Raw genomic sequence first — 22,514 nt, 5'->3', positions numbered from 1 at the left:
GGGGAACTCAAAGGGGCTGCGTAAAAGCTTCTGGTTCCGGCTGATCGTCGAACTGTTCCTGAAATGCCTCAACGCTGTCTGAGGCCTTCCTCAGGGTGGTGAATTCCGCAATATGAAAGAGCGCCTCCCCCTCGTTCACCAGAGGGATCTGCGATGCAGCGATAACAATGCCATCACTGCGTGATTTCAGAGGTTTTTCCGGGCCACCGAATGGCGAAGCGAGATAGGCCAGTACCTGACCCTCTTTGACCCGTTGTCCCAATTTGATTTTACTGATCACGATGCCGTCCCGCTCCGCCCGCAGCCAATAGCTTCGACTGGCCTTTACCGGTACCAGCTTGCGAGGGGGCTGATCTGTTCTGGCCGGCAGCATGCCGAGGTGGCGCATGACCGACATAATGCCCCGCACTCCTGCCTTTATGGCAGGTTCGTCAAAACGGAGCGCTTCTCCTGCTTCATAGAGTATCACCGGTATTCCCAGTTCGGTGGCGGCGGCACGCAGTGAACCATCCCTGACTTTGGCATCCATAAAAATGGGCGCACCAAATGCCTCTGCCATACCCAGTGCAGCGGGGTCATCAAGATCCCCACGAATTTGTGAAAGATTCTTGCGATGGATAGCGCCGGTATGAAGGTCGATAACGTGCGTGCAGTGACTGAGCAGTTCCGTATGAATCAGGTTGGCTAGGCGGCTACCCAGTGGCCCCCGTGGTGAGCCTGGAAAGCATCGATTTAAATCGCGTCGATCCGGTAAATAGCGGGATTGCTGGATAAAACCGAACATATTTACAATCGGAACAATCAGTAATGTACCTGATAAACGGCGAAGTAAGCGCTTGCCAACAATACGGCGGCAGATTTCGATACCGTTAATTTCATCCCCGTGAATCGCTGCGCAAACCAATAGCACTGGCCCGGGTTTGCGGCTGTGTATAACCTCGACCGGCAAGTCGATGGGCGTGTCTGTATACAGGCGGGCAGCGGGGATGGACAGCAATCGGGTCTCCCCGGGATTAATGACCTCGCCTGCCAGTTTCAGGGGTAATCTGCTCAAAACAGCGGTTCCTCAGCCCTGTCCGCGGGTTTTGGTGCGGGATTGCCGGGCATTTTTTTCAATGAACTGAATGATATTACCCGCTACGTCCTTGCCGGTGGCCGTTTCAATGCCCTCAAGGCCCGGCGATGAATTCACTTCCATCACCAGTGGCCCATGGTTGGAGCGAAGAATATCCACCCCCGCCACATTCAGTCCCATGGTTTTGGCAGCGCGAACAGCAGTGGATCGCTCCGCTGGAGAAAGCCTGGCCAAAGTCGCTGTACCGCCACGGTGCAGATTGGAGCGGAATTCTCCCGGCTGTGCCTGCCGCTGCATGGCTGCGACCACCTTGTCGCCAATGACCAGACAGCGAATATCCGCACCACCGGATTCCGAAATATACTCCTGAACCATAATATCGGCTTTCAGGCCCATAAACGCTTCAATTACGCTTTCTGCCGCTTTGCGGGTTTCCGCCATCACCACACCGATGCCCTGGGTGCCTTCGAGCAGTTTGACCACCAGCGGTGGTCCGCCCACCATATCGATCAGATCCGGAATATCACTGGGTTTGTTGGCATAACCCGTAACGGGCAGGCCAATCCCCTTGCGCGACAACAATTGCAGGGAGCGCAATTTGTCACGGGAGCGGGTGATGGCCACAGATTCGTTCAGTGGATAAACACCCATCATCTCGAACTGACGCAATACGGCCGTACCGTACGTTGTGACCGACGCACCGATGCGGGGAATCACAACGTCAAAGGGCGGTAGCTCCACGCCCTTCACATGAATGCTGGGGTTTTGGATGTTGATATTCATGTAGCACTTCAATACATCAATAATCCTGACTTCATGGCCACATTCTATGGCTGCCTCTTTCAGGCGACGAGTGGAATACAAGTCGGCATTGCGGGACAGAATGGCAATTCTCATTTATTTTTTCCCGCTAAAAAGGATGTCTGTGGATCCACAATGAATTGTCCTGCCAGGGCTGAACGACCCAGCAGCATGCGAAATCTCATGGTATCCCGATTGGTGAGGGTCATTTCTATGGGCCAGTTCTGGGTTCCGAGCACTACAGTGGTTTTTATTACAATACGCCGTTCACAATGACCACCAGAATCGGTGACAACACGCTCATCCACAATGGGAGCCGCGCAACAGATACTTTGCGTACTTCCCTGCAGGGGGTGGACCCAGATTCTTACCCAGGGAGAACCCCGTTCAGTGAAAAGTTCCAGTCGATGAGCATGCAAACAGGAGGTGCGTGCGCCAGTATCCACCTTGGCTTTGATTCGGGCAATCCCCAAATCGGGTAAGGCCAACCATTCCCGCCAACCAATCAGCTGTGTCATGCTGTTTTTCCGTGTAACAGCGTTGTCCATCGAAGGATCAATCACTGGCTAATTTCTTTAAAAAAACCTGCATTTCACGTTCGGTCTGGATGTCGCCGGTAGCATGGGCTTTTTCAAGCCCCTTCGTGAAAGACTGTTTTGCAGCATCCAGCTGCTCAAGTTTGAACTGTGCCCGCCCCAACAGGTTGTAGGCAGCGGTATAGTTTTCATCCAACGCCAGACAGCGCTCCAGGTGCTCAATTGCCTGCGCATGACGCTTTTCACGGAGACAGGCGCTACCGAGACCAAACCGAAGCATTGCCGAATCGTTGCCCCGGGCGAGCATTTCTTCAAGGTTGTCGATCAGTGTCATTGAAGCCTCTCTGATCAATGGTTTGTCTGTTTTTTCATTGCTGCCGTTTCTACTGGCGGTTTCAACGGCGCCAGAACATCGGGGTGAAGAGCACCAGAAGAGTAAATATTTCCAGTCGGCCCAACAGCATACCGATACAGAGTATCCACTTAGCGAAAATATTGATGTTGCCATAATGGGCCGCTACATCCCCGAGCCCGGGGCCGAGGTTATTGAGAGTCGCAGCGGTAGCGGACCAGGATGTCACATAGTCGAGGCCTGACGCCAGCAGCAGCAAGACCATCAAATAATAGACAGCAAGATAAACACCAAAAAATGCCCAGATAGCGTTGGTAATCTTTTCGGGTACGCTGCGATTACGTATTTTGATGGGAAACAGTGCATTGGGGTGAATCAGGCGGTAGATTTCCCGGAGGCTCTGCTTCGCCAGAATCAGCATGCGACCCACTTTAATGCCGCCACCAGTGGAATTGGCGCAGGCGCCAAAAAATGACAGGAAAAGCATAAGAAAAGGCAGGAAAGTGGGCCAAATACTGAAATCATCAGTGGTAAACCCAGTGGTTGTCATAATAGACACCAGCTGAAAAATACCGTGATAAATGCTTTCACCCGTGCCGTAGGTACCATTCCAGATAAGATAGCCTGTTACCAAAATACTGCCTGCCAACAGCATTTGAAGATAAAGTTTGGCCTCAGGATTGCGCAGGTAGTGAGTGAGAGATTTTCTGACAAAGGCATAATAGTGAAGGCCAAAGTTCAGACCAGAAACGATCATGAAGAAAACGCAGATACCAACAATAGTGGTGTTGCCATCAAAATAGCCCATGCTCGCGTCATGGGTGGAAAAACCGCCAATGGCTACGGTCGAAAAACTGTGTCCAATCGCGTCAAAAAAAGTCATGCCGGCCAGCCAGTAAGCAAGCATGCACGCAACAGTCAGGCCAAGGTAGATAAAAAATAGTGCTTTTGCCGTTTCAGTGATGCGAGGGGTCAGTTTGTTATCCTTGACGGGTCCCGGTGTTTCTGCACGGTAGAGCTGCATACCGCCAACGCCCAGCATGGGCATGATGGCCACGGCGATGACAACGATCCCGATACCACCTAGCCATTGCAACTGCTGGCGATAATAGAGAATGGATTTGGGCAGAAGATCCAGGCCGGTGATCACTGTGGCACCAGTGGTGGTGAGGCCTGACATGGATTCAAATACGGCGTCTGTGATACTTAACTGCAATGACTCGGAAAGTACAAAAGGCAGCGCCCCGACAAGAGCCAGCTCAACCCAGAACATCACAGTAATCAGGAATCCGTCACGGCTGCGAAGTTCTGCACGTTGACGGCTGAATGGCAGCCACATGAGCACGCCCAATGAAAAAGTGATGGCAAAGGACAGGAAAAAAGCCCCATGGGTTTGTTCATCGTAGATAATGGCAATTACGATTGGTGTCAGCAGCGTCAGGCTGAAAACCATGAGTAGCAACCCGAGGACTTTTGAAATCACATTAAAATGCATAGGTTAGAACTTCGCTACCAACGCTAAAAAAAGGTGAAGCCAACGGCAAACAATTTTTCCACTTCCCGGGTACGGCGTTTGTCCACCACAAAGACAATGGCGTGATCGTTGTTTTTCACCACAGTATCGTGATGTGCAATGATGACCTCGCCGTCGCGCACCAGCGCCGCCAGGGTGACACCGGGAGGTGATTTGATTTCTTCGATGGTTCTGCTGACCACTTTGGATGTTTTACTGTCGCCATGGACAACGATCTCCATTGCCTCAGCGGCACCCCGGCGGAGAGAGTGCGCTTTAACCGTATCTCCGCGCCGCACATGGCTGAGCAGAATACTGGTTGTGGCCTGTTGAGGAGAGATGGCGATGTCAATTTCGCCCCCCTGAACCAGGTCGGCATAAACCGGGTTGTTGATCAGGGTCATCACTTTGCGGGCGCCGAGCCTTTTCGCCAGCAGTGAAGCCATGATATTGACTTCATCGTCATTGGTCAGGGCCAGAAAAACGTCGCTTCGCTCGATATTTTCTTCAAGTAACAGATCCTGGTCCGTGGCAGATCCATTGAGCACGATGGTTTTATCCAGTCGTTCAGAAATGTATTGGCAGCGCTCTTCCGAAAATTCGATAATTTTGATGTTGTATTGTTTTTCCAGTGCCTTGGCCAGACGGTAGCCGATATTGCCACCCCCGGCGATGACAATCCGCTGGTAGGAATTTTCAAGCCGACGCAACTCACCCATGACCTTGCGGATATCTTTTTTGGCGGCGATAAAAAATACCTCGTCGCCCTCCTCTATGACGGTATCGCCCTGGGGAAAGATAGGCCGGTCCCGGCGGAAAATCGCCGCGACCCGGGCATCCACTTTGGGCATGTGCTTGCGGAGGAGTCGCAATTCGTGCCCCACCAGTGGCCCTCCCTTGAATGCACGGACAGCCACCAGTTGGATCAGACCCTCGGCAAAATCGATAACCTGAAGACTGCCGGGTTGCTCGATCAGACGGAATATGTAGTCGGTGACCACCTGTTCCGGGGTGATCAGAAAATCCACCGGGCAGTTGGCATCACTGAATAAGCGTTCGCGAACTTTATCGTCGGTGTAACTGCGATCGCGAATACGGGCGATTTTGGTGGGTGTGCGAAACAGGGAATAGGCAACCTGACAGGACGCCATGTTGATTTCGTCGCTGCTGGTGACTGCCACCAGCATGTCGGCGTCTTCAATCCCTGCGCGGATCAGGACGTCCGGGTGAGAGGCCATGCCATAGACGGTGCGAATATCCAGCCGGTCCTGGAGCTCGCGCAGGCGGTGGTCGTTTGTATCGATGACAGAAATATCGTTGGCTTCTCCGGCCAGATGCTCGGCGAGCGTTCCACCCACTTGGCCGGCACCGGTAATGACGATTTTCATAGCTGGAAATTCCCGTTATTTGGTTAATAACCCGGACTTTGGAGAAAAAACAACCAATGCCGTTAAGCTATTGCCGTCTTGACCAGACGGGCAAAATAAAAGCCGTCATGGCCATCAATCTGTGGCATCAATTGGCGCCCTGTAGAAGTTGCCATGCCCGCTTCGGTCGCCACAGGTTCGACATGGACAGAATGGTTGTCCCTGGCGAATTCTGCGATGACCTGATCATTTTCCTGGGTCAGTGTGGAGCAGGTCGCGTAGAGCAAAACCCCGCCCTCTGCCAACAGTGGCCACAGTGCCCTCAACAGGGATAACTGCAAGGTGGCCAGCTTAGCAATATCCGTTGGCCTGCGCATTAGTTTCACATCCGGGTGTCGGCGAATAACACCCGTGGCGGAGCACGGTGCATCCAGCAAAATCCGATCGAAGGGGCGGCCATCCCACCAGCTGGCTATATCTGCGGTATCTGCGGTGATCAGCTTGGCCTGCAAACCGAGCCGCAGCAGGTTATCGGTTACCCGCGTCAGTCGTTCAGCTGCGATGTCGATGGCAATGACATCGCCCTGATTGTTAAGCAACTCGAGTATGTGACCGGTTTTTCCACCCGGTGCACAACAGGCGTCCAGGACGCGCTGACCGGGCCTGGGCGCCAGCAGCTGTGCCGCCAGCTGTGCCGCTTCATCCTGCACGCTCACGTGACCCTCGGCAAAACCGGGTAAGTTAATAACATCACAGGGTTGCTGCAGGGTGATACCGACATCACTGAACGGGGTGGGATATGCCTGGATATCTGCCTCCGCCAATATCGACAGGTATTGGTCCCGGCTGCAGTGGATTTGGTTTACCCGCAGCGTCATGGGGGGCTGATGGTTGTTGGCCGCCACCAGTTGATCCACTTGCTCCGGCCAGGCCGCTTGCCATAGGTCAATGAGCCAATCGGGGTGTGCGGTTTGAAATGCACGACGATTGCCCAGCTTGATATCGAGTGAGGTGCGCTCCCGTAAAAATCGTCGCAGTACCGCGTTGGTAAGACCTTTGGCCCAGTTTTTTTTCAGGTTCTGACAGGTGGCTACGGCTTCATTGACTGCTGCGTGAGGGGGGATCCGGGTTTCCAGTAACTGATAAAGCGAACAGGCCAGGGTAGCCTCGATGTCAAAATCCTTTTCCTTGAAGGGTTTTGTCAGCAATTCTGCGAGGTACACTGACAGTCGCGGGTAGAACCGCAATGTGCCATAACACAGCTGTTGCAACAATCCGCGGTCGCGGTCATCTACTTTAGCCAAGTATTCGGGTAGAAGTGTATTGAGTGAGCCCTCACCCCGCAGCACAGCCGCGATAATTTTAGCGGTAGCCACTCTGACATTCATGTGCCCATTACCGTACCCGGGGAAAACAGATCGGCATGTGCATTGAGCACTTCTCCGGCATGGAGGGGCCTCTTTCCGGGCAGTTGCAGTACCGTGATTAACAGGCACCCCTCTCCGGTTTTTACCAGAATACCGGACTTATCGGTATGAATGATCGTACCCGGTGCCATATTGTGGCGTTGATCTGGCACCGCGAGACCTTTCCAGATACGGATCCGATCTCCCGAGAGTGTGCTGTAACAGATCGGAAAAGGATTAAAGGCGCGAATTTTCAAAACCAGCGTTTTGACAGCTTCATGCCAGTTTATCAGGGCTTCCTGCTTGGTAATTTTTGGTGCGTAATTGCTCTGCTCGTCATCCTGTTTCTCCGCCACAATCTTTCCCTGTGCAATCTCGTCCAGGACCGTGAGCAGGGCGTCGGGGCCGATCCCGGCCAGTTTGTCATGGAGGGATCCGGCATCATCATCCGCTTCTATGGGGCAGCGGGCCTTGAGCAGCATATCGCCGGTGTCCAGGCCTTCGGCCATCTGCATAATGGTTACCCCGGTTTCGGTATCTCCGGCTTCTATGGCGCGCTGGATGGGGGCGGCACCTCGCCAGCGGGGCAACAGCGAGGCGTGGACATTGATGCATCCGTATACGGGGATAGCCAACACAGCCTTTGGCAAAAGCAGGCCGTAGGCCACAACCACAATGATGTCGGCATTATAGTTGGCTAGGATTTGCTGCTCCGCCGCCGCTTTCAGGCTGAGTGGCTGATGAACAGGTATCTGCTGATCGGTAGCCAGCAACTTGACCGGGCTGGCAGTGAGTTTTTTGCCGCGCCCGGCGGGGCGATCAGGCTGTGTGAATACGGCGACCACCTGGTGGGATGGACAATCCAGTAATGCTCGGAGGTGTGATGCTGCAAATTGCGGTGTGCCGGCAAATACGATTCGCAAAGAAGGGTCCTCAGTGTCGACCAACCGGTGTCAGTCTTGTTGACGGTGGAGTTTTTCCAGTTTTTGCCGGATCCGCTGACGCTTGATGGGTGACAGGTAATCTACGAAAAGTTTGCCGTCGAGGTGGTCAATTTCGTGCTGGATACAGACGGCCAGCAGACCTTCCGGCTCTAGCACGTAGGGCTGCCCCTCCCGGTCGAGTGCGCTCAGACGAATATGTTCAGGACGTTGGATGGTTTCATAAAAACCGGGCACTGACAGACAGCCTTCCTGATGTGGGCAGGTAATGTCGTCCAGTATTTCTACCTGTGGATTGATCATCACAATCGGCTGGTCGCCCTCATCTGATAAATCCATGACCACAATCCGCTTGTCGACGTTGACCTGGGTAGCAGCAAGGCCAATGCCGTTAGCCTGATACATGGTTTCCAGCATATCGTCCACCAACGATCTGGTGTTCTGATCGATTTCTGCTATGGGAGCAGCCCTGATACGCAGTCGTGGGTCAGGAAATTCAAGGATGTTGAGTATTGACATTTGTTTGTGACGAGTTTCTAGCAATCTGGCGTAAACCACTGCTAACATAAGGCCAATGGAGCGGAATATCACTTAATATAGTCGAGTGGGAAGTATACACACAATCCGGATATAGCACACAGGACGGCCATAAGATGAAAAAAACATTGTTGGGAATAGTAGCTGCTTGCGCTATTGCAATTGCCGCCATTGCTGCAGAGGCACCCTTTAATGAGGATGTCCCTGAAAAATATACTGTGAAGAAAGGCGACACTCTGTGGGATATATCTGATCTGTATCTGAGAGATCCCTGGTTATGGCCTGAAATCTGGTACGCCAACCCTCAGATTGCCAACCCCCATCTGATTTATCCCGGTGACATTATCTCCATGGTCTATATTGATGGCCGCCCCCGTTTAATGCTGGAAAAGCGCGATCGGCGGGTAAAACTGTCCCCCGAAGTGAAGGTCGTGCCAGAGTCGGAGGCCATTCCGGCACTGCCATTGGACATCATCAACAGTTTTCTGACCCGCAACCGTATAGTCACCCAGGAAGAGGTCGATAGAGCTCCTTACGTGGTGGCGGGCCATGAGAAAAAATTGCTCTCCGGATCGGGAGATACCTTTTATGCCCGTGGTCAGTTTGATGAAACCCCGACCTACGGACTCTACCGGGTTGGTGAGCCCTATCTGGATCCGGTGACCCAGGAAATATTGGGTATACGCGCGCAGGATGTGGGGTCCGCCAAGGTGCAAAAAGTGGCCGATGATATAGCCACCATGCTGGCGACCCGGTCCCTTGAGGAAGTGCGTATTGGGGAGCGCTTGCTGCCCCATGAAGAGCGACCACTCAATTCCATCTTTTACCCCAGTGCTCCCGACTCTACGATTGAAGGTGAGATTATGGCCGTTGAGGGTGGTATCACCCAGGTTGGGCATCTCGACGTGGTGTCTATTAACCGGGGTGAGCGCGAAGGCCTCGAAGCGGGAAATATTCTGGCCATCTTCAAACGCGGAGAAGAAGTAACTGACTACATCGCCAAGGAAAAAATAAATCTGCCTAACGAGCAGGCCGGTTTATTAATGATATTCCGCGCGTTTGAAAAAATGAGTTATGGCTTGGTGATCAAGGCTGAGCGCCCTCTGGCGGTAAACGATATTGTCAAAAACCCCTAGGCAGCGGGATGACTAAAACGCCGACCTGTGTCGGCGTTTTTTATGGGCAACGGATGCCAAGCAGGTAAGGGAGTACCAACCCAATGGACAGGGAGTCCAAAGCAGCACTAGTCATGGCTTTTCTCGATGGATGCTCACCTGCCGACAGTGTCAGATTGTGTCGGTCGGCGGGTTCCTTTGTCGAGGCAGCTGCTCAGGCAGAAGACTATTTTTCCTCTGATTCCGCCAGTCAGTCGGGACAGTTTTTCCGAAATAATCGAGCGGAACGGGAAAATCGGGCAGAGCAGGTGCTGGATTGGTGCCGGCATAATCAGGTGACCTGCCTCAATTTGCTCGACCCGGATTACCCACCTCTTTTACTGGAGCTGAGCGTTCCTCCCCCCCTGTTGTTTATTCGTGGCGATGCGCAGTTGCTGTCCATGCCACAAATCGCCATTGTTGGCAGTCGCAATGCCAGCCCCGGTGGACTGGGCAATGCCCGGGCCTTTGCCGCCGCTTTGGCGGCCAGTGGTTTTGTGATCACCAGTGGTCTGGCGCTGGGCATTGATGGGGCGGCTCATGATGGAGCCCTGCAAACGGGCAAAACCATCGCTGTGCTGGGGACCGGTCTGGATGTGATCTACCCGCGCCGACACGATGATTTGTATCGGCGGATAATTTCTCAAGGGGGTGCAGTCGTCAGTGAGTTTTTGCCAGAAACACCACCCTTTGCGGGCAATTTTCCCCGGCGTAACCGGATAATCAGTGGTCTGAGTCTGGGTATTCTGGTGGTTGAAGCGGCATTGAAGAGCGGGTCGCTGATCACTGCCCGGTACGGTCTGGAACAGGGGCGAGAAGTATTTGCCATTCCCGGTTCGATCCATAGTGCTTTCAGTAAAGGCACCCATCAGCTGCTCAAACAGGGCGCGACTCTGGTGGAATCGGCAGCGGATATTGCAGAGCAACTGGGTGGTCTGCTGGCCTCTATGGCGCCGGACGTTAAAACAGGTCAGCCACCGCCGACAGAAGCAGGACAGGTCCTGCTGGAGGCGATGGGATTCGACCCGGTTGATATGGATATGCTTGTGCAGCGTACGGCCATGTCAGTGAATACGTTGACACAGGAGCTGCTGTTGCTGGAACTGGAGGGTGCTATTGCTGTTGGGCAGGGAATCTATCAGCGGTTGCGCTAGCAGATGGCCCTTCTCATGGGGTTCATACATTGATGAGCAACAAACTCTCCTGTTAACAGGCGCATTTTATTGCGAAATTCCCCGGGTTCGGGTAGCCTGCCGCGTTTTCAGGGGGATTAAAAAATGAACAAACCCTTTATTGCCATCCTGATGGGTTCGGACTCGGATCTGCCAGTCATGGAAGCCAGCTTTGAAGTGCTCAAAAAGTTCGAGGTGCCCTTCGAAGTTAAAGTATCGTCGGCGCATCGAACGCCGGAGGCAACGCACCGTTATGTGAAGGATGCGGACCAGCGGGGCTGTGCAGCCTTTATATGTGCTGCGGGAATGGCGGCGCATCTGGCGGGTGCCGTTGCAGCCAATACCCTCAAGCCCGTGATTGGGGTGCCTATCAACTCATCACTGGATGGCCTTGATGCATTGCTCTCAACGGTGCAGATGCCCGGTGGAATTCCGGTTGCTACCGTGGCAATCGGCAAGGCAGGTGCAAAGAACGCAGCCTATCTGGCAGCCCAGATAATTGGTGTCAGTGATACTGTGCTGCACCAGAAGTTGCTGGATGAGCGAGCAGATAATGCCCGTGCCATTCTGGAAAAAGACGCGGCATTACAAGAGAAGCTGAAAAGCCTCTGAGCCGCGTCTCCGTGGGTAATTTTCGTATAGTCAGGGCGGTGGATTGCCTGCGTGGTGGTGGGGTGATGGCCTACCCCACAGAGGCAGTGTGGGGCCTCGGTTGCAACCCGTTTTCAGAGGCAGCCGTCATGCGCCTGTTGGCGCTCAAAAAACGCCGTCGGGACATGGGGCTCATCGTCATCGCCGCCTCAATCGAACAGCTGGAACCTTTTTTGGCGGGCATACCAGTGCCTGATCGCCAGCTACTAGAAGCCAGTTGGCCGGGTCCGCAGACTTGGCTGGTACCCAATAATGGTTATGCGCCAACCTGGGTTACCGGTGGCAGAGAAACCCTGGCGCTACGCGTGACGAACCACCCTGTGGCTGCGGCACTTTGTCGTGCTTATGGGGGGGGGCTGATTTCTACGTCGGCCAACCCGCATGGCTTGAGGCCGGCCCTTTCTTTGCTAAAGCTGAATCTTTATTTTTACGGTCAGCTTGATTATGTGCTGCCCGGTCCATTGGGTGGCCTGACATCTCCGACACCGATCAAAAACCTGAAAACCGGAGAGATGATCCGGGGCAGCTGATGTCCCGATTTTTACATTGTCGGTAAGTTGTCAATGGCGGGTCGGCCTATCACACTGAGTATTATGTGACCTAACCCCATTGTTTTGAGGATCTCATGACAGATAAAGCGGCCGTTAAACAGTACCTGCTGAATTTGCAAGATCGTATCTGCCATGCCTTACAGCTGGAAGACGATCGCAGCAGGTTTGCCGAGGATAGCTGGGTTCGTGAGGAGGGCGGTGGCGGTCGCAGTCGGGTGATAGTGGATGGATCGGTATTTGAAAAAGGCGGGGTAAATTTTTCCCATGTCCATGGTACACAGTTGCCCCCCTCTGCCACCGCAGCCCGCCCGGAACTGGCGGGGCGAAGCTTTGAAGCCATGGGTGTGTCACTGGTGATGCATCCGGAAAACCCCTATGTCCCCACCTCCCATGCAAACGTCCGGTTTTTTATTGCGGAGAAGGAAGGCGAAGAGCCCGTCTGGTGGTTCGGGGGTGGTTATGATCTGACACCCTACTACGGCAATGAGGAAGATTGTCGTCATTGGCATCAGACAGCCCGTGCCGCCTGCCAACCCTTTGGCCCGGAGATTTACCCCCGTTTCAAGCAGTGGTGTGACGAGTACTTTTTCCTAAAGCACCGCAACGAACCCCGTGGGGTTGGCGGCCTGTTTTTCGATGATTACAACCAGGCGGGATTTGAGCAGAGTTTTGCTCTGACAAGATCGGTTGGGGATAGCTATATTGATGCCTATCTGCCTATTGTCCGGCGCCGAAAACATGTGCCCTGGGGGCAGCGCGAGCGCCAGTTTCAGTTATATCGGCGTGGCCGCTATGTGGAATTTAATCTGGTTTATGATCGGGGAACACTGTTTGGTCTGCAGACGGGTGGCAGGACCGAATCCATTCTTATGTCGTTGCCGCCCTTGGTTCGTTGGGAATACGACTGGCAACCCGAACCCGGTTCTGCCGAGGCGGAGCTCTACCAGTTTTATCTGCAACCCCGCCAGTGGGTTTGAACCTTACATAATGGAAGGCCAGCATGACAGATCGATACGCCGTTTTCGGCAATCCCGTGGAGCACAGTAAGTCGCCGCAAATTCATCGGGCCTTTGCCGTCCAGACGGGCGAAGCGATTGCATACGATAAACAACCTGTGGCGCCAGATGACTTTTATCGTGCTGCGGACGCTTTTTTTGCTGAGGGTGGCAAGGGTCTTAACATCACGGTGCCCTTCAAGCAGGAGGCCTATAGTTATGCTGCAAAGTTGACGGTCCGCGCCCGTCATGCGGGCGCGGTAAACACCCTGGCCATGCAGAATGATGGCACGGTATTGGGGGACAACACCGACGGCATCGGTATGGTCAGAGACATGCTTGAGAACCTCAACTGGCAGATTAAAGGCAGAAAAGTGCTGGTTCTTGGTGCCGGTGGTGCAGTGCGTGGCATCCTTGAGCCTTTGCTGGAGCAATTGCCTCAGCATGTGGTCATTGCCAACCGTACACTGGCCAAGGCGCTGCAACTCGCTAAAGGATTTGCGGAAATGGGTTACTTGCTCGGTTGTGACTATGAGATGCTCGAGGGTCAGCAGTTTGACCTGATCATTAATGGCACCAGTGCCAGTCTTTCAGCACAGTTACCGCCCCTCCCCGATGGGTTACTGGCAGGTCAGGCCTGTTGCTACGATATGATGTACGCGGCACAGCCAACGGTATTTATGATCTGGGCCAAACAGCAGGGTGCTACCAGCATCACCGATGGCCTGGGCATGCTGGTCGAACAGGCGGCGGAATCCTTTCGGCTCTGGCGTGGTATAAGCCCAAATACCGCGCCGGTTATTGCTGAAATCCGCCAGTCGCTATAGGTGGACCTGGTCTGTTCGGACACCCCATAAAATATTTGCGGGGCTATTCCGCGTCATTTCGCCAGTCATCAGCCTGCTCGGCGAGATACTGATCTTTAAGTTTGACGTAATTGCCGGGGGAGTAGGAAAAGAACGCCCGCTCTTCGTCAGAAACTGGTCTCAGTAACCGGCAGGGATTGCCTACATAGAGGTTGCCGCTTTCCAGATGCTTCCCGGGCGGCACCACTGTGCCGGCGCCGATGATCACCTCATTCTCTACTACAGCGCCATCATTAATGATGGCGCCATTGCCCACCAGAATATAGTCGCCGAGTGTACAGCCGTGAAGAATGGCGCCGTGACCGACAATCACGTTGTCGCCGATAGTCAGTGGCCAGCCTCCGGGGTTGAAGTCACTTGCATGGGTGATGTGCAATACGGCGGTATCCTGAATATTTGAGCGATTGCCTACGGTAATGCGATGCATGTCGCCGCGAACTACGGCTCCGGGCCACACTGAGACATCATCGCCGAGGGTGACATTGCCAATCACAGTCGCTGCCGGATCAATGTAAACTCGTTCGCCGAGGGTGGGTAAAACACCTTTATAGGGTCGGATATTCTCTGTCATCATGACTCCTGCGCTGACTAATGGATCTATAACGATATAATACGTTGCCAGATGGCTGGCTTATAGCCGTTGTAGCGATCTGGCATAACGTTTGGTTGAATTTTTCACTTATCACCGACCGGAAGGCCTTTCTCGATGTTTAAAGCTGACAAGCGTTTTATTGCAGGTGCGGTCTGCCCGCGCTGTAACCAGATGGATAAGCTGGTGGTTTTCAATGAGGATGGCAAGGATTTCAGGGCCTGTGTCAGCTGTGATTTTCAAGAGCAGATGTTTATGCAAGGTGCCCCCCGCGAACTGGAGACCCGGGTTAATCTCTCTCCCGAGGAAAGGCGGGTTGACGTGCAGACGGTGAAGCTCGTCGATCCCAAAAAATGACACATCCCACCGATATCAGTGAATCAGTAATTGTCCCGATCCGTTAAACAATAGATTGACCGATAAATTGTCGATCAGACAGGGCCACCGCTGTAGATCACTTGCCCACCGATTGCTGCGGTCCTCCCGGCATGCCTCGGGAACAAACACCAGATCTTTTTGCTGCAGCTCATCCACGATCAGATGAACAGCGCTGTCGAGTTGATTGGCGAAAGGTTCACCAATCAGGTGATGGATGATCAGGTTTGAACGAGTCATATCCATCGGCACCAATGGCATGTTGTAGCCCGAGATAAACCGGTCATTGACCTCTTCGACCAGTCGATGGGCGAGATAGGATTCGCCCATAAGGGAATTGAGCCCTTCGTGACCGGCCACCAATGCTGGCGGTTCCATGAAAAACTCCCTGGCTGTGGAAATCACCGGTTCTATGTAATCGATAAGTCCGCATTCATCTGCGATGGCATCTACTGCATCAATAAATTCCGGTACCTTATCTATGTAGTGAATAATAAAATTGAGGAGCGCTGGAATGATATTTTCTGATGGCAACTGAATGGATTTGTGGAGTGGGCTGACGCGGGTCTTGAGTAGTCTGGCAAGCTGACCGGTTGTCCTTTCATGGGTCTTGGCAGCGGCAATAGCCTGGCGAATAATTACAGTATCCATAGTCAAAAGTTAGTTGAGCTGGATCAAAAGGCAAAGAACATCTTGCTATAAGCCGCGCTGGTTTTTGTTCATCAGCATGTTTGAGCGATCCACTGACCACGTTTACTGAACAGAGCAAATAACCATACCATCTGAATGCTGCGAGCCACTAAAAATCCTAGGTACGCTAACCATAGCCCATGGTTGCCGAGTGGGGCTGAAAAGTACCACAGTGGCAAAAAAACCAGCAAAGACGCTATCAGCATGCTGTCCTGCATTGCGCGGGTTTTGCCGCTGCCGATGAAAATACCGTCCGCCATAAAGCAGGCAAGGCCGACCAGTGGCATGGCTGTCAGCCAGGGCCAATAGATTTTCACCGCAGGTAAAACCTCTGGCAGGTTCGTAATTGCGCCAATAATGATGTCCGGGAAAAACCCGTAAATGAGAGTGGCGATCAAGGCGATAACCAAACCCCAGGCAGTGGTAATCAGACAAATACGGTAAAAGTCTTTGAGGTTTTTTTTGCCGATGGCATGCCCGGCAAGGGACTCGGCGGCATGCGCAAACCCATCCTGTGTAAACGCCACCAGCAGTATTAACTGCATCAGGATGGCATTGGCCGAGAGAATGACATCACCCTGCCGTGCTCCCTGGGCGGTGAAAAAAGTCATGATGAATACCAGGCAGGCTGTGCGGATGAACAGATGACGGTTAGCCCTTAACAGCTCGCGATATCTGGACCATTGTGTCAGTTGCATTGACCTGATCGGTGTTTGGAGCTGGCGTATGGTGACTGTCACCAGTAGCAGTGCGAGTGCCAAACCGAGATATTCCGCAGTTAAGGAGGCCCATGCCGCTCCGGCACTGTTCAGTTTCATTCCGACTATGAACAGAAAATCAAAACCAACATTGGTGAGGTTGACGAATAGCATAAGGAACAGCGTGGTACCGGCTCGCTGCAGCCCGAGCAGCCAGCCCATCGCGCAGAAGGTGGCGAGGGTGGCGGGAGCAGCCAGAATGCGAATCTGGCAGTATTCCATGGTCAGTGGTCTGGCTGCAGCAGACGGTTTTATCAGATCGAGTATCAGGGTGAGGAGGGGTTGCCGCAACAGGATCAACAGGATCCCGAGGGTGAATGCTATTACCAGAGACTGAGCCAGCACTTCAATGCAGCGGGATGTATCTCCAGCACCCCAGGCTCTGGCGGTTACGCCGATAGTGCCCATCCGCAGAAATCCGAATAACCAGAACAGCATGGTCAGTACGCTACTGCCTGCAGCCACGGCAGCGAGAAAACGGGCATTTGCCAGATGACCGAGAATCGCGGTATCAACGAGGCCCAGGGTCGGGATACTGATGCTTGCCAGGGTCATAGGCAGGGCGATCACTAAAACTTTTTGTTGGATAAGCGGTGATTTCATTTTGTCCCTGGGCGGTTAAAGCGGCCATTCTGCCAGAAAAAGCATTCACTCTTTGGGCGGAATAGTCTGGAGCGGTGCGGAAAGAATCTGGTATACTCGCCCGGTTTTTCGTGTCCAGAGAGGCTGTTTGGCTCTCGCAGGATGAAATTCATAACTAGAAACAATAACTTATTGACTGGAGATAGGGCGATGTCAAGAAGAGCACGTATGCTTTTCGCGCTGCTGCTAGCCCCTGCGATGTTCTTGGCCACTTTTGGCAAAGCATTGGCAGATGATGCACAGCGTTGGGCTGTCAATATGCCCAAGGGGGTAACCCCTGTGAGCAACGCAATCTACGATATTCACATGATCATTTTCTGGATCTGTGTGGTGATCGCGGTTGGCGTATTTGGCGTGATGTTTTACAGCATGTATGCGCACCGCAAGTCCAAGGGTGCCGTTGCTGCAAACTTCCATGAAAATACCACAGCTGAGATTGTCTGGACCGTGATTCCAGCCGTTTTGCTGATCGTTATGGCGATTCCGGCAACCAGCGCGCTACTGCAGGTGTACGATGCCAGTGAAGCCGAGATGGACATCAAGGTCACCGGTTATCAGTGGAAATGGCAGTATGAGTATCTTGGTCAGGATGTCTCCTTCATGAGCGAGCTGGCCACGCCCGAATCTGAAATCTACAACACAGCCCCCAAAAGCCAGTATTACGTACAGGAGGTAAGTGAACCCCTGGTGATACCGGCCAATACCAAGGTGCGTTTCCTGATCACGGCGAAAGACGTGATTCATTCCTGGTGGTTGCCTGATCTCGGTGTCAAAAAAGATGCTATTCCCGGTCTGGTCAACGAAACCTGGGCCTATGTCAATGAGCCGGGTATCTACCGTGGAGCCTGTACCGAGCTTTGTGGCCAGGGTCATGCCTTTATGCCAGTTGTGGTCAATGTGCTTGAAAAAGAAGCCTATAATTCCTGGTTGGCAGAGAAAAAAGAAGCTGCTGCTGCAGAACGTGAACTGTCTAAAAAGACCTTTACGCTGGATGAGCTGATGGCGCAGGGGGAAGAGGCTTACAATCGTTCCTGTGCTGCTTGCCACCAGGTGAACGGTCAGGGTATCACCGGAGTATTTCCCTCGATGGTTGGTGGTATGACAACTGGCGATATTACTTCACATATCGATATCGTGGTGAATGGTAAGGCGGGAACGGCGATGCAGGCTTTCGGTGGTCAATTGTCAGAGGTGGATATTGCTGCGATTGTTACCTATGAGCGCAATGCCTGGGGTAATAATACCGGTGATGTCGTGCAGCCCATCGATATTCTCAAACATAAGCAAGGCCAATAAAGGAGGATTAAGTCATGGCACACGGTCCCGCAAAAGGTATTGGCCGCTGGCTATTTACCACGAACCACAAAGACATCGGTACGATGTACCTATGGTTTAGTTTTGCCATGTTTCTGTTGGGTGGCTTTTTTGCCATGGTGATTCGTGCCGAGCTGTTTCAGCCCGGTATGCAACTCGTCAAACCCGAATTTTTTAACCAGATGACGACAATGCATGGGTTGGTGATGGTATTTGGTGCCATCATGCCGGTATTTGTCGGTCTGGCAAACTGGATGATCCCGATGATGATCGGGGCACCGGATATGGCGTTGCCGAGGATGAACAACCTCAGTTTCTGGATACTACCCTTTGCCTTTCTGATGCTGACCTCCACCCTGTTCATGGATGGCGGTGGCCCCAACTTTGGTTGGACGTTCTATGCACCGTTGTCGACAACCTATGCTCCTGATTCGGTGAATTTCTTCATTTTTGCCATTCATATCATGGGCGCTTCTTCGATCATGGGCTCCATTAATATTATTGCTACTGTGCTTAACATGCGCGCACCTGGCATGACATTGATGAAAATGCCGATGTTCGTCTGGACCTGGTTGATTACCGCATTCCTCCTGATTGCTGTGATGCCGGTACTGGCGGGTGCTGTCACCATGATGCTGATGGACATCAATTTTGGTACCAGCTTCTTTAACGCAGCGGGTGGTGGTGACCCGGTATTGTTCCAGCACGTGTTCTGGTTCTTTGGTCATCCCGAGGTATATATCATTATCCTGCCGGCTTTTGGTGTGATTTCACACATCATTCCGACATTCAGCCGCAAGCCGCTGTTTGGCTACAGTTCCATGGTGTACGCAACAGCATCCATCGCCTTCCTGTCGTTTATCGTATGGGCACACCATATGTTCCTGGTGGGAATGCCGGTGGGTGGGCAGCTGTACTTCATGTACGCCACCATGCTGATTGCCGTGCCTACCGCTGCCAAGGTGTTCAACTGGATCAGCACTATGTTCAGGGGCTCACTGTCCTATGAAACACCGATGCTGTTTGCCATAGCCTTTGTGATTCTGTTTACCATCGGCGGTTTTACCGGTTTAATGTTGGCCATTGCGCCTGCGGATGTTCAATATCACGACACCTACTTCGTGGTGGCCCACTTTCACTACGTAATGGTTGCCGGCTCGTTGTTTTCTGCCACCGCCGCTGTCTATTACTGGCTGCCCAAATGGTGCGGACGGATGTACAACGAAACAATGGGCAAGGTGCAGTTCTGGATCTCGTTCATTGGTTTCAACGTGACCTTCTTCCCGCAGCATTTCCTGGGTCTGGCCGGTATGCCACGTCGTTACGCCGATTATGCGCTGCAGTTCTCTGACTGGAATATGATTTCCAGTATTGGTGCTTTCATCTACGGTGCCGCCCAGCTGTTGTTCCTGTTCAATGTTGTTCGGACCATCAGATCTGGCAAACCCGTGAGTGAACCAAAAACCTGGGAAGGTGCAGAAGGCCTGGAGTGGACTGTTGCGACGCCAGCTCCATACCACACTTTCAGTACAGCACCGGTCGTAAAATAACAGGAAAACAAACGAACATGTGGGCCAATGCAACCAGACCACTGATATTCAAACTGCTTGTTGGAGTGGTCTGCATGTTCCTGTTTGCCCTGTTTGTCATGCCGCCGCTTTACGACATGTTTTGTGAGGTCACCGGTATTGGTGGCAAAACATCGGGTCCTTATGTGGCCTCTGAAGCGGGTATTGATACCAGCAGGACAGTCAAGGTGCAGTTCGTTGCTACGAACAATGCCGCTATGTCCTGGCAATTTTCGCCTAAGGTATATGAGGTGGTGGTTCATCCAGGAGAAGCGACTGAGGTGGTGTTTTATGCTAAAAACAGCACGCATCGGGATATGGTTGCCCAAGCCATTCCGAATGTTACACCCTTTAATGCAGCATCCTACTTCCATAAGACCGAGTGTTTCTGCTTTAACCAGCAGCCACTCAAAGCGGGAGAAGAAGCCGACTTACCGCTGGTATTTATAGTGGATCGTGATCTGCCCAGGGCGGTTAAGACAATCACATTGTCTTATACCCTTTTTGATATAACGGATCGTGTAACTGACGGTTCGGTGGCAAAACTAAATTGATGATAAGAACCGATCCACCAGGGTCGGCGTTGATGGAGAAAAAGTAATGTCTACAGAGAGCAGCTATTACGTTCCTGAACAAAGCAAGTTGCCTGTACTGGCGGCACTGGGGATGGGTCTTATGGCCTATGGCGCCGGGAGTTGGGTGCAGGGTGGTTCGGCACTGGTGTTACTTGCTGGTGCGATTGTGATGGTGTTTACCCTCTACAACTGGTTCAGTACCGTTATCCACGAAAATATGGCGGGAATGAACAGTGCTCAGCTCAAGCGCTCCTACGTATGGGGTATGAGCTGGTTTATTTTTTCTGAAGTGATGTTCTTCGCCTGTTTCTTTGGTGCCCTGTTTTATGTGCGCGTACTGGTATTGCCCTGGTTGGGTGGCGAAGGTGGTCATGCAGGCAACGAGCTACTGTGGGAAGGCTTCGAGCCCGCCTGGCCCCTGATGACTACGCCCGATATGGCCGTCAATGGCGAAAATGCCCAATTCATGGGTCCTGAGCAGCATATGAGTTTTCCCGGTTGGGCCAACCTGCTGGGGTGGTTGCCACTGTGGAATACGATTGTTCTACTGTCTTCGAGTGTAACCGTACACATTGCTCACACCGCACTGAAAAACAGTAATCGTGCGAAATTCAATTTATGGCTGGGCATTACTGTCCTTCTCGGTGCCATCTTTATTGTGCTTCAGATAGAAGAGTACATCCACGCCTATCAACATATGGGGCTGACCCTGGAGTCGGGGATCTACGGAACAACGTTCTTTATGCTGACGGGATTTCACGGAGCTCACGTGACCATGGGGACTATCATGTTGCTGATCATGTTCCTGCGTGGACTCAAGGGCCACTTCAGTCCCGACGATCAGTTCGGATTTGAGGCAGCCTCCTGGTACTGGCACTTTGTTGATGTGGTCTGGGTCGGTTTGTTTATTTTTGTCTACGTGCTTGCCTGATTCAGCACTTTTTGGGCTGCAATAAAAAAGCGGCCAGGGTTTCCCTGGCCGCTTTTTCTCACTCTGTAGAAGAAAAACCTATTGATGCATTTGCGGAGCGACCCGTTCGGGGTGCAGTTGGCGATCCCAGGGAGCTTTGCTGGTAAGTTGTCCGGAGTAGATACCCCAGGCAATTGTCCCCACTAATGCAACAGCCAGTACTACCCGTACGCCGAGAGCATAAAGGGTTCTTTTGCTCGGATTACCGACGTCTTTCATCAGAAAAACCAGTGCACTACTCAAGCTGATAAGAACTGCAATGAATAAAAAGACAATGATGGTTTTAAGTAACATTAAAGTGGCCCCGATCTTCAGAGAATTTATTTAAACACAGATGCCAGTTGAACCGCAGCAGCAAGCTAAAATTTCCTTCCAGTGGCAGTGGAACTGGAAAATATTGCTATTCGCTGGCATTTTTTTCCCAATCACAATCAGTCTTGCCTTCTGGCAACTGGAGCGTGCCGATGAAAAGCACGCGCTACTGGAAACCTATCAACAGAAAAAGATTGCAGCACCGGTTTCCATAGCGGAGGCAATGAGGTTTTCTGATCAGCAGTATGTTCGTGTTCATCTTGAAGGTGAATATGATAACCGGTCTCCTCTGTTGATAGACAATCAGGTTCGCAACGGGCGTCCGGGCTATGAAGTTATCAGTCCGTTTGAATCCTCTCAGAATGGCTGGTTTTTGGTGAACCGTGGTTGGTTGCCGGGGGGGCTTGATCGCAGTGTTTTGCCCGATGTGGGTGCGGTGCCCGGCAAAGTCACCCTGGTAGGTTATCTGTACCGCTCTCCCGGTAAACAGCTGATGTTGGGTGAAGATAGGTGGAGAGAGGGCGACGGACCGAAAATTATTCAGAATGCGGCACCGAAAAAAGTCTCGGAAAAATTGGCCATCCCTTTTTATGATTACACGCTGCGGCTCGATGCAGGTATGCCGGGAGCACTTGAAACCGGTTGGCAGGTAGTGAATGTGGTGCCGGGGATGCATACTGGATATGCGGTTCAGTGGTCGGCATTATCCATAGCACTGCTTCTTCTGACTTTATTCGCCAACTCAAATCTTGGTGCTGTCCTAAAGCATCGCAAGTCATATACACGTAAAAAAACGGAGTAATG

25 protein-coding genes are annotated in these 22,514 nt (G+C 52.5%); 12 read left to right on the top strand and 13 right to left on the bottom strand.

The window, feature by feature from the left end:
- Positions 1-7: 7 nt before the first annotated feature.
- The 9 genes from AACZ64_RS06060 to def all read right to left on the bottom strand — a co-directional run bounded on the left by AACZ64_RS06060 (position 8) and on the right by def (position 8,510).
- Entirely contained in the window at positions 8-1,054 is a 1,047-nt protein-coding gene (locus AACZ64_RS06060) for a succinylglutamate desuccinylase/aspartoacylase family protein (RefSeq protein ID WP_036858844.1), read from the bottom strand.
- A 12-nt stretch (positions 1,055-1,066) separates the two neighbouring features.
- Positions 1,067-1,972, bottom strand: coding sequence for a 30S ribosomal protein S6--L-glutamate ligase (gene rimK, locus AACZ64_RS06055; protein ID WP_036858846.1), 906 nt, complete (start codon positions 1,970-1,972; stop codon positions 1,067-1,069).
- Positions 1,969-2,394 carry an ATP-dependent zinc protease gene (locus AACZ64_RS06050; protein ID WP_036861108.1) on the bottom strand — a complete coding sequence of 142 codons (426 nt, stop codon included), beginning with the start codon at positions 2,392-2,394 and terminating at the stop codon, positions 1,969-1,971. Before AACZ64_RS06050 ends, rimK begins: the two co-directional genes overlap by 4 nt.
- Before the next feature lie 37 nt (positions 2,395-2,431).
- Positions 2,432-2,746 carry a tetratricopeptide repeat protein gene (locus AACZ64_RS06045; protein WP_200877029.1) on the bottom strand — a complete coding sequence of 105 codons (315 nt, stop codon included), beginning with the start codon at positions 2,744-2,746 and terminating at the stop codon, positions 2,432-2,434.
- A 61-nt stretch (positions 2,747-2,807) separates the two neighbouring features.
- On the bottom strand, positions 2,808-4,259 hold the full coding sequence (locus AACZ64_RS06040) for a TrkH family potassium uptake protein (RefSeq protein ID WP_036858847.1): 1,452 nt from the start codon (positions 4,257-4,259) through the stop codon (positions 2,808-2,810).
- Between the two features lie 23 nt (positions 4,260-4,282).
- Complete coding sequence (trkA, locus tag AACZ64_RS06035) at positions 4,283-5,665, bottom strand: Trk system potassium transporter TrkA (protein ID WP_293614475.1); 1,383 nt, start codon at positions 5,663-5,665, stop codon at positions 4,283-4,285.
- Between the two features lie 62 nt (positions 5,666-5,727).
- Entirely contained in the window at positions 5,728-7,032 is a 1,305-nt protein-coding gene (rsmB, locus tag AACZ64_RS06030; protein WP_293614474.1) for a 16S rRNA (cytosine(967)-C(5))-methyltransferase RsmB, read from the bottom strand.
- Entirely contained in the window at positions 7,029-7,973 is a 945-nt protein-coding gene (gene fmt, locus AACZ64_RS06025; protein WP_293614473.1) for a methionyl-tRNA formyltransferase, read from the bottom strand. The genes rsmB and fmt overlap by 4 nt, the downstream gene beginning before the upstream one ends.
- A gap of 30 nt (positions 7,974-8,003) precedes the next feature.
- Entirely contained in the window at positions 8,004-8,510 is a 507-nt protein-coding gene (def, locus tag AACZ64_RS06020) for a peptide deformylase (protein ID WP_293614472.1), read from the bottom strand.
- Positions 8,511-8,644: 134 nt separating this feature from the next.
- Here def and AACZ64_RS06015 point away from each other — a divergent pair, with 134 nt between their 5' ends.
- The 6 genes from AACZ64_RS06015 to aroE all read left to right on the top strand — a co-directional run bounded on the left by AACZ64_RS06015 (position 8,645) and on the right by aroE (position 13,878).
- Entirely contained in the window at positions 8,645-9,664 is a 1,020-nt protein-coding gene (locus tag AACZ64_RS06015; protein WP_293614471.1) for a LysM domain-containing protein, read from the top strand.
- Between the two features lie 83 nt (positions 9,665-9,747).
- On the top strand, positions 9,748-10,836 hold the full coding sequence (gene dprA / locus AACZ64_RS06010) for a DNA-processing protein DprA (protein WP_293614470.1): 1,089 nt from the start codon (positions 9,748-9,750) through the stop codon (positions 10,834-10,836).
- 123 nt (positions 10,837-10,959) lie between these two features.
- Positions 10,960-11,466 (top strand): 5-(carboxyamino)imidazole ribonucleotide mutase, encoded by a 507-nt coding sequence (gene purE, locus AACZ64_RS06005; protein ID WP_293614469.1) that lies wholly within the window; start codon positions 10,960-10,962, stop codon positions 11,464-11,466.
- 11 nt (positions 11,467-11,477) lie between these two features.
- Complete coding sequence (locus tag AACZ64_RS06000; RefSeq protein ID WP_293614468.1) at positions 11,478-12,035, top strand: Sua5/YciO/YrdC/YwlC family protein; 558 nt, start codon at positions 11,478-11,480, stop codon at positions 12,033-12,035.
- A gap of 95 nt (positions 12,036-12,130) precedes the next feature.
- The gene (gene hemF, locus AACZ64_RS05995) at positions 12,131-13,033 is read left to right on the top strand and encodes an oxygen-dependent coproporphyrinogen oxidase (RefSeq protein WP_293614467.1); all 903 of its coding nucleotides are present in this window, start codon (positions 12,131-12,133) and stop codon (positions 13,031-13,033) included.
- A 23-nt stretch (positions 13,034-13,056) separates the two neighbouring features.
- The gene (gene aroE, locus AACZ64_RS05990) at positions 13,057-13,878 is read left to right on the top strand and encodes a shikimate dehydrogenase (protein WP_339639772.1); all 822 of its coding nucleotides are present in this window, start codon (positions 13,057-13,059) and stop codon (positions 13,876-13,878) included.
- Between the two features lie 43 nt (positions 13,879-13,921).
- On the opposite strand, the gene AACZ64_RS05985 is transcribed toward aroE, so the two are convergent.
- The gene (locus AACZ64_RS05985; protein WP_293614465.1) at positions 13,922-14,488 is read right to left on the bottom strand and encodes a gamma carbonic anhydrase family protein; all 567 of its coding nucleotides are present in this window, start codon (positions 14,486-14,488) and stop codon (positions 13,922-13,924) included.
- A gap of 135 nt (positions 14,489-14,623) precedes the next feature.
- On the opposite strand from AACZ64_RS05985, the gene AACZ64_RS05980 reads away from it, so the two are divergent.
- Positions 14,624-14,863 carry a YheV family putative zinc ribbon protein gene (locus AACZ64_RS05980; RefSeq protein WP_293614464.1) on the top strand — a complete coding sequence of 80 codons (240 nt, stop codon included), beginning with the start codon at positions 14,624-14,626 and terminating at the stop codon, positions 14,861-14,863.
- Between the two features lie 15 nt (positions 14,864-14,878).
- Here AACZ64_RS05980 and AACZ64_RS05975 read toward each other — a convergent pair whose 3' ends face one another.
- Together AACZ64_RS05975 and AACZ64_RS05970 are read right to left on the bottom strand one after the other, a co-directional pair.
- Entirely contained in the window at positions 14,879-15,532 is a 654-nt protein-coding gene (locus tag AACZ64_RS05975; protein ID WP_293614463.1) for a hypothetical protein, read from the bottom strand.
- 71 nt (positions 15,533-15,603) lie between these two features.
- On the bottom strand, positions 15,604-16,932 hold the full coding sequence (locus AACZ64_RS05970) for an MATE family efflux transporter (protein ID WP_293614462.1): 1,329 nt from the start codon (positions 16,930-16,932) through the stop codon (positions 15,604-15,606).
- Between the two features lie 189 nt (positions 16,933-17,121).
- Between AACZ64_RS05970 and coxB the strand changes: the two genes are divergently transcribed.
- Genes coxB through AACZ64_RS05950 form a run of 4 tightly spaced genes read left to right on the top strand, consistent with a single transcriptional unit; the run spans position 17,122 to position 21,359 of the window.
- Complete coding sequence (gene coxB / locus AACZ64_RS05965) at positions 17,122-18,267, top strand: cytochrome c oxidase subunit II (protein WP_293614461.1); 1,146 nt, start codon at positions 17,122-17,124, stop codon at positions 18,265-18,267.
- Positions 18,268-18,281: 14 nt separating this feature from the next.
- The gene (ctaD, locus tag AACZ64_RS05960) at positions 18,282-19,835 is read left to right on the top strand and encodes a cytochrome c oxidase subunit I (protein WP_339639771.1); all 1,554 of its coding nucleotides are present in this window, start codon (positions 18,282-18,284) and stop codon (positions 19,833-19,835) included.
- Between the two features lie 17 nt (positions 19,836-19,852).
- Positions 19,853-20,407, top strand: a complete 555-nt coding sequence (locus AACZ64_RS05955; RefSeq protein ID WP_339639770.1) for a cytochrome c oxidase assembly protein — start codon at positions 19,853-19,855, stop codon at positions 20,405-20,407.
- 46 nt (positions 20,408-20,453) lie between these two features.
- Positions 20,454-21,359, top strand: coding sequence for a cytochrome c oxidase subunit 3 (locus AACZ64_RS05950; RefSeq protein WP_339639769.1), 906 nt, complete (start codon positions 20,454-20,456; stop codon positions 21,357-21,359).
- Between the two features lie 78 nt (positions 21,360-21,437).
- On the opposite strand, the gene AACZ64_RS05945 is transcribed toward AACZ64_RS05950, so the two are convergent.
- A complete protein-coding gene (locus AACZ64_RS05945; protein WP_297184980.1) occupies positions 21,438-21,692 on the bottom strand; it encodes a twin transmembrane helix small protein in 255 nt (84 codons plus the stop codon).
- Positions 21,693-21,732: 40 nt separating this feature from the next.
- On the opposite strand from AACZ64_RS05945, the gene AACZ64_RS05940 reads away from it, so the two are divergent.
- On the top strand, positions 21,733-22,512 hold the full coding sequence (locus tag AACZ64_RS05940; RefSeq protein WP_339639768.1) for an SURF1 family protein: 780 nt from the start codon (positions 21,733-21,735) through the stop codon (positions 22,510-22,512).
- Positions 22,513-22,514 lie beyond the last annotated feature (2 nt).

Source organism: uncultured Porticoccus sp., from assembly GCF_963975625.1.
Classification (GTDB): Bacteria; Pseudomonadota; Gammaproteobacteria; order Pseudomonadales; family Porticoccaceae; genus Porticoccus.
The sequence above is the reverse complement of the archived record's forward strand: the minus strand, read 5'-3'. Positions and strand labels throughout refer to the sequence as shown.

Coding starts and splice junctions, on each gene's coding strand:
- trkA (WP_293614475.1), bottom strand. CDS start 5,665: ATGAAAATCGTCATTACCGGTGCCGGCCAAGTGGGTGGAACGCTCGCC.
- rimK (WP_036858846.1), bottom strand. CDS start 1,972: ATGAGAATTGCCATTCTGTCCCGCAATGCCGACTTGTATTCCACTCGT.
- AACZ64_RS06045 (WP_200877029.1), bottom strand. CDS start 2,746: ATGACACTGATCGACAACCTTGAAGAAATGCTCGCCCGGGGCAACGAT.
- AACZ64_RS05980 (WP_293614464.1), top strand. CDS start 14,624: ATGTTTAAAGCTGACAAGCGTTTTATTGCAGGTGCGGTCTGCCCGCGC.
- dprA (WP_293614470.1), top strand. CDS start 9,748: ATGGACAGGGAGTCCAAAGCAGCACTAGTCATGGCTTTTCTCGATGGA.
- AACZ64_RS05955 (WP_339639770.1), top strand. CDS start 19,853: ATGTGGGCCAATGCAACCAGACCACTGATATTCAAACTGCTTGTTGGA.
- AACZ64_RS06040 (WP_036858847.1), bottom strand. CDS start 4,259: ATGCATTTTAATGTGATTTCAAAAGTCCTCGGGTTGCTACTCATGGTT.
- aroE (WP_339639772.1), top strand. CDS start 13,057: ATGACAGATCGATACGCCGTTTTCGGCAATCCCGTGGAGCACAGTAAG.
- AACZ64_RS05950 (WP_339639769.1), top strand. CDS start 20,454: ATGTCTACAGAGAGCAGCTATTACGTTCCTGAACAAAGCAAGTTGCCT.
- AACZ64_RS05940 (WP_339639768.1), top strand. CDS start 21,733: ATGCCAGTTGAACCGCAGCAGCAAGCTAAAATTTCCTTCCAGTGGCAG.
- AACZ64_RS05975 (WP_293614463.1), bottom strand. CDS start 15,532: ATGGATACTGTAATTATTCGCCAGGCTATTGCCGCTGCCAAGACCCAT.
- def (WP_293614472.1), bottom strand. CDS start 8,510: ATGTCAATACTCAACATCCTTGAATTTCCTGACCCACGACTGCGTATC.
- AACZ64_RS06015 (WP_293614471.1), top strand. CDS start 8,645: ATGAAAAAAACATTGTTGGGAATAGTAGCTGCTTGCGCTATTGCAATT.
- hemF (WP_293614467.1), top strand. CDS start 12,131: ATGACAGATAAAGCGGCCGTTAAACAGTACCTGCTGAATTTGCAAGAT.
- AACZ64_RS05985 (WP_293614465.1), bottom strand. CDS start 14,488: ATGACAGAGAATATCCGACCCTATAAAGGTGTTTTACCCACCCTCGGC.
- coxB (WP_293614461.1), top strand. CDS start 17,122: ATGTCAAGAAGAGCACGTATGCTTTTCGCGCTGCTGCTAGCCCCTGCG.
- purE (WP_293614469.1), top strand. CDS start 10,960: ATGAACAAACCCTTTATTGCCATCCTGATGGGTTCGGACTCGGATCTG.
- AACZ64_RS05945 (WP_297184980.1), bottom strand. CDS start 21,692: ATGTTACTTAAAACCATCATTGTCTTTTTATTCATTGCAGTTCTTATC.
- rsmB (WP_293614474.1), bottom strand. CDS start 7,032: ATGAATGTCAGAGTGGCTACCGCTAAAATTATCGCGGCTGTGCTGCGG.
- ctaD (WP_339639771.1), top strand. CDS start 18,282: ATGGCACACGGTCCCGCAAAAGGTATTGGCCGCTGGCTATTTACCACG.
- AACZ64_RS06050 (WP_036861108.1), bottom strand. CDS start 2,394: ATGACACAGCTGATTGGTTGGCGGGAATGGTTGGCCTTACCCGATTTG.
- AACZ64_RS05970 (WP_293614462.1), bottom strand. CDS start 16,932: ATGAAATCACCGCTTATCCAACAAAAAGTTTTAGTGATCGCCCTGCCT.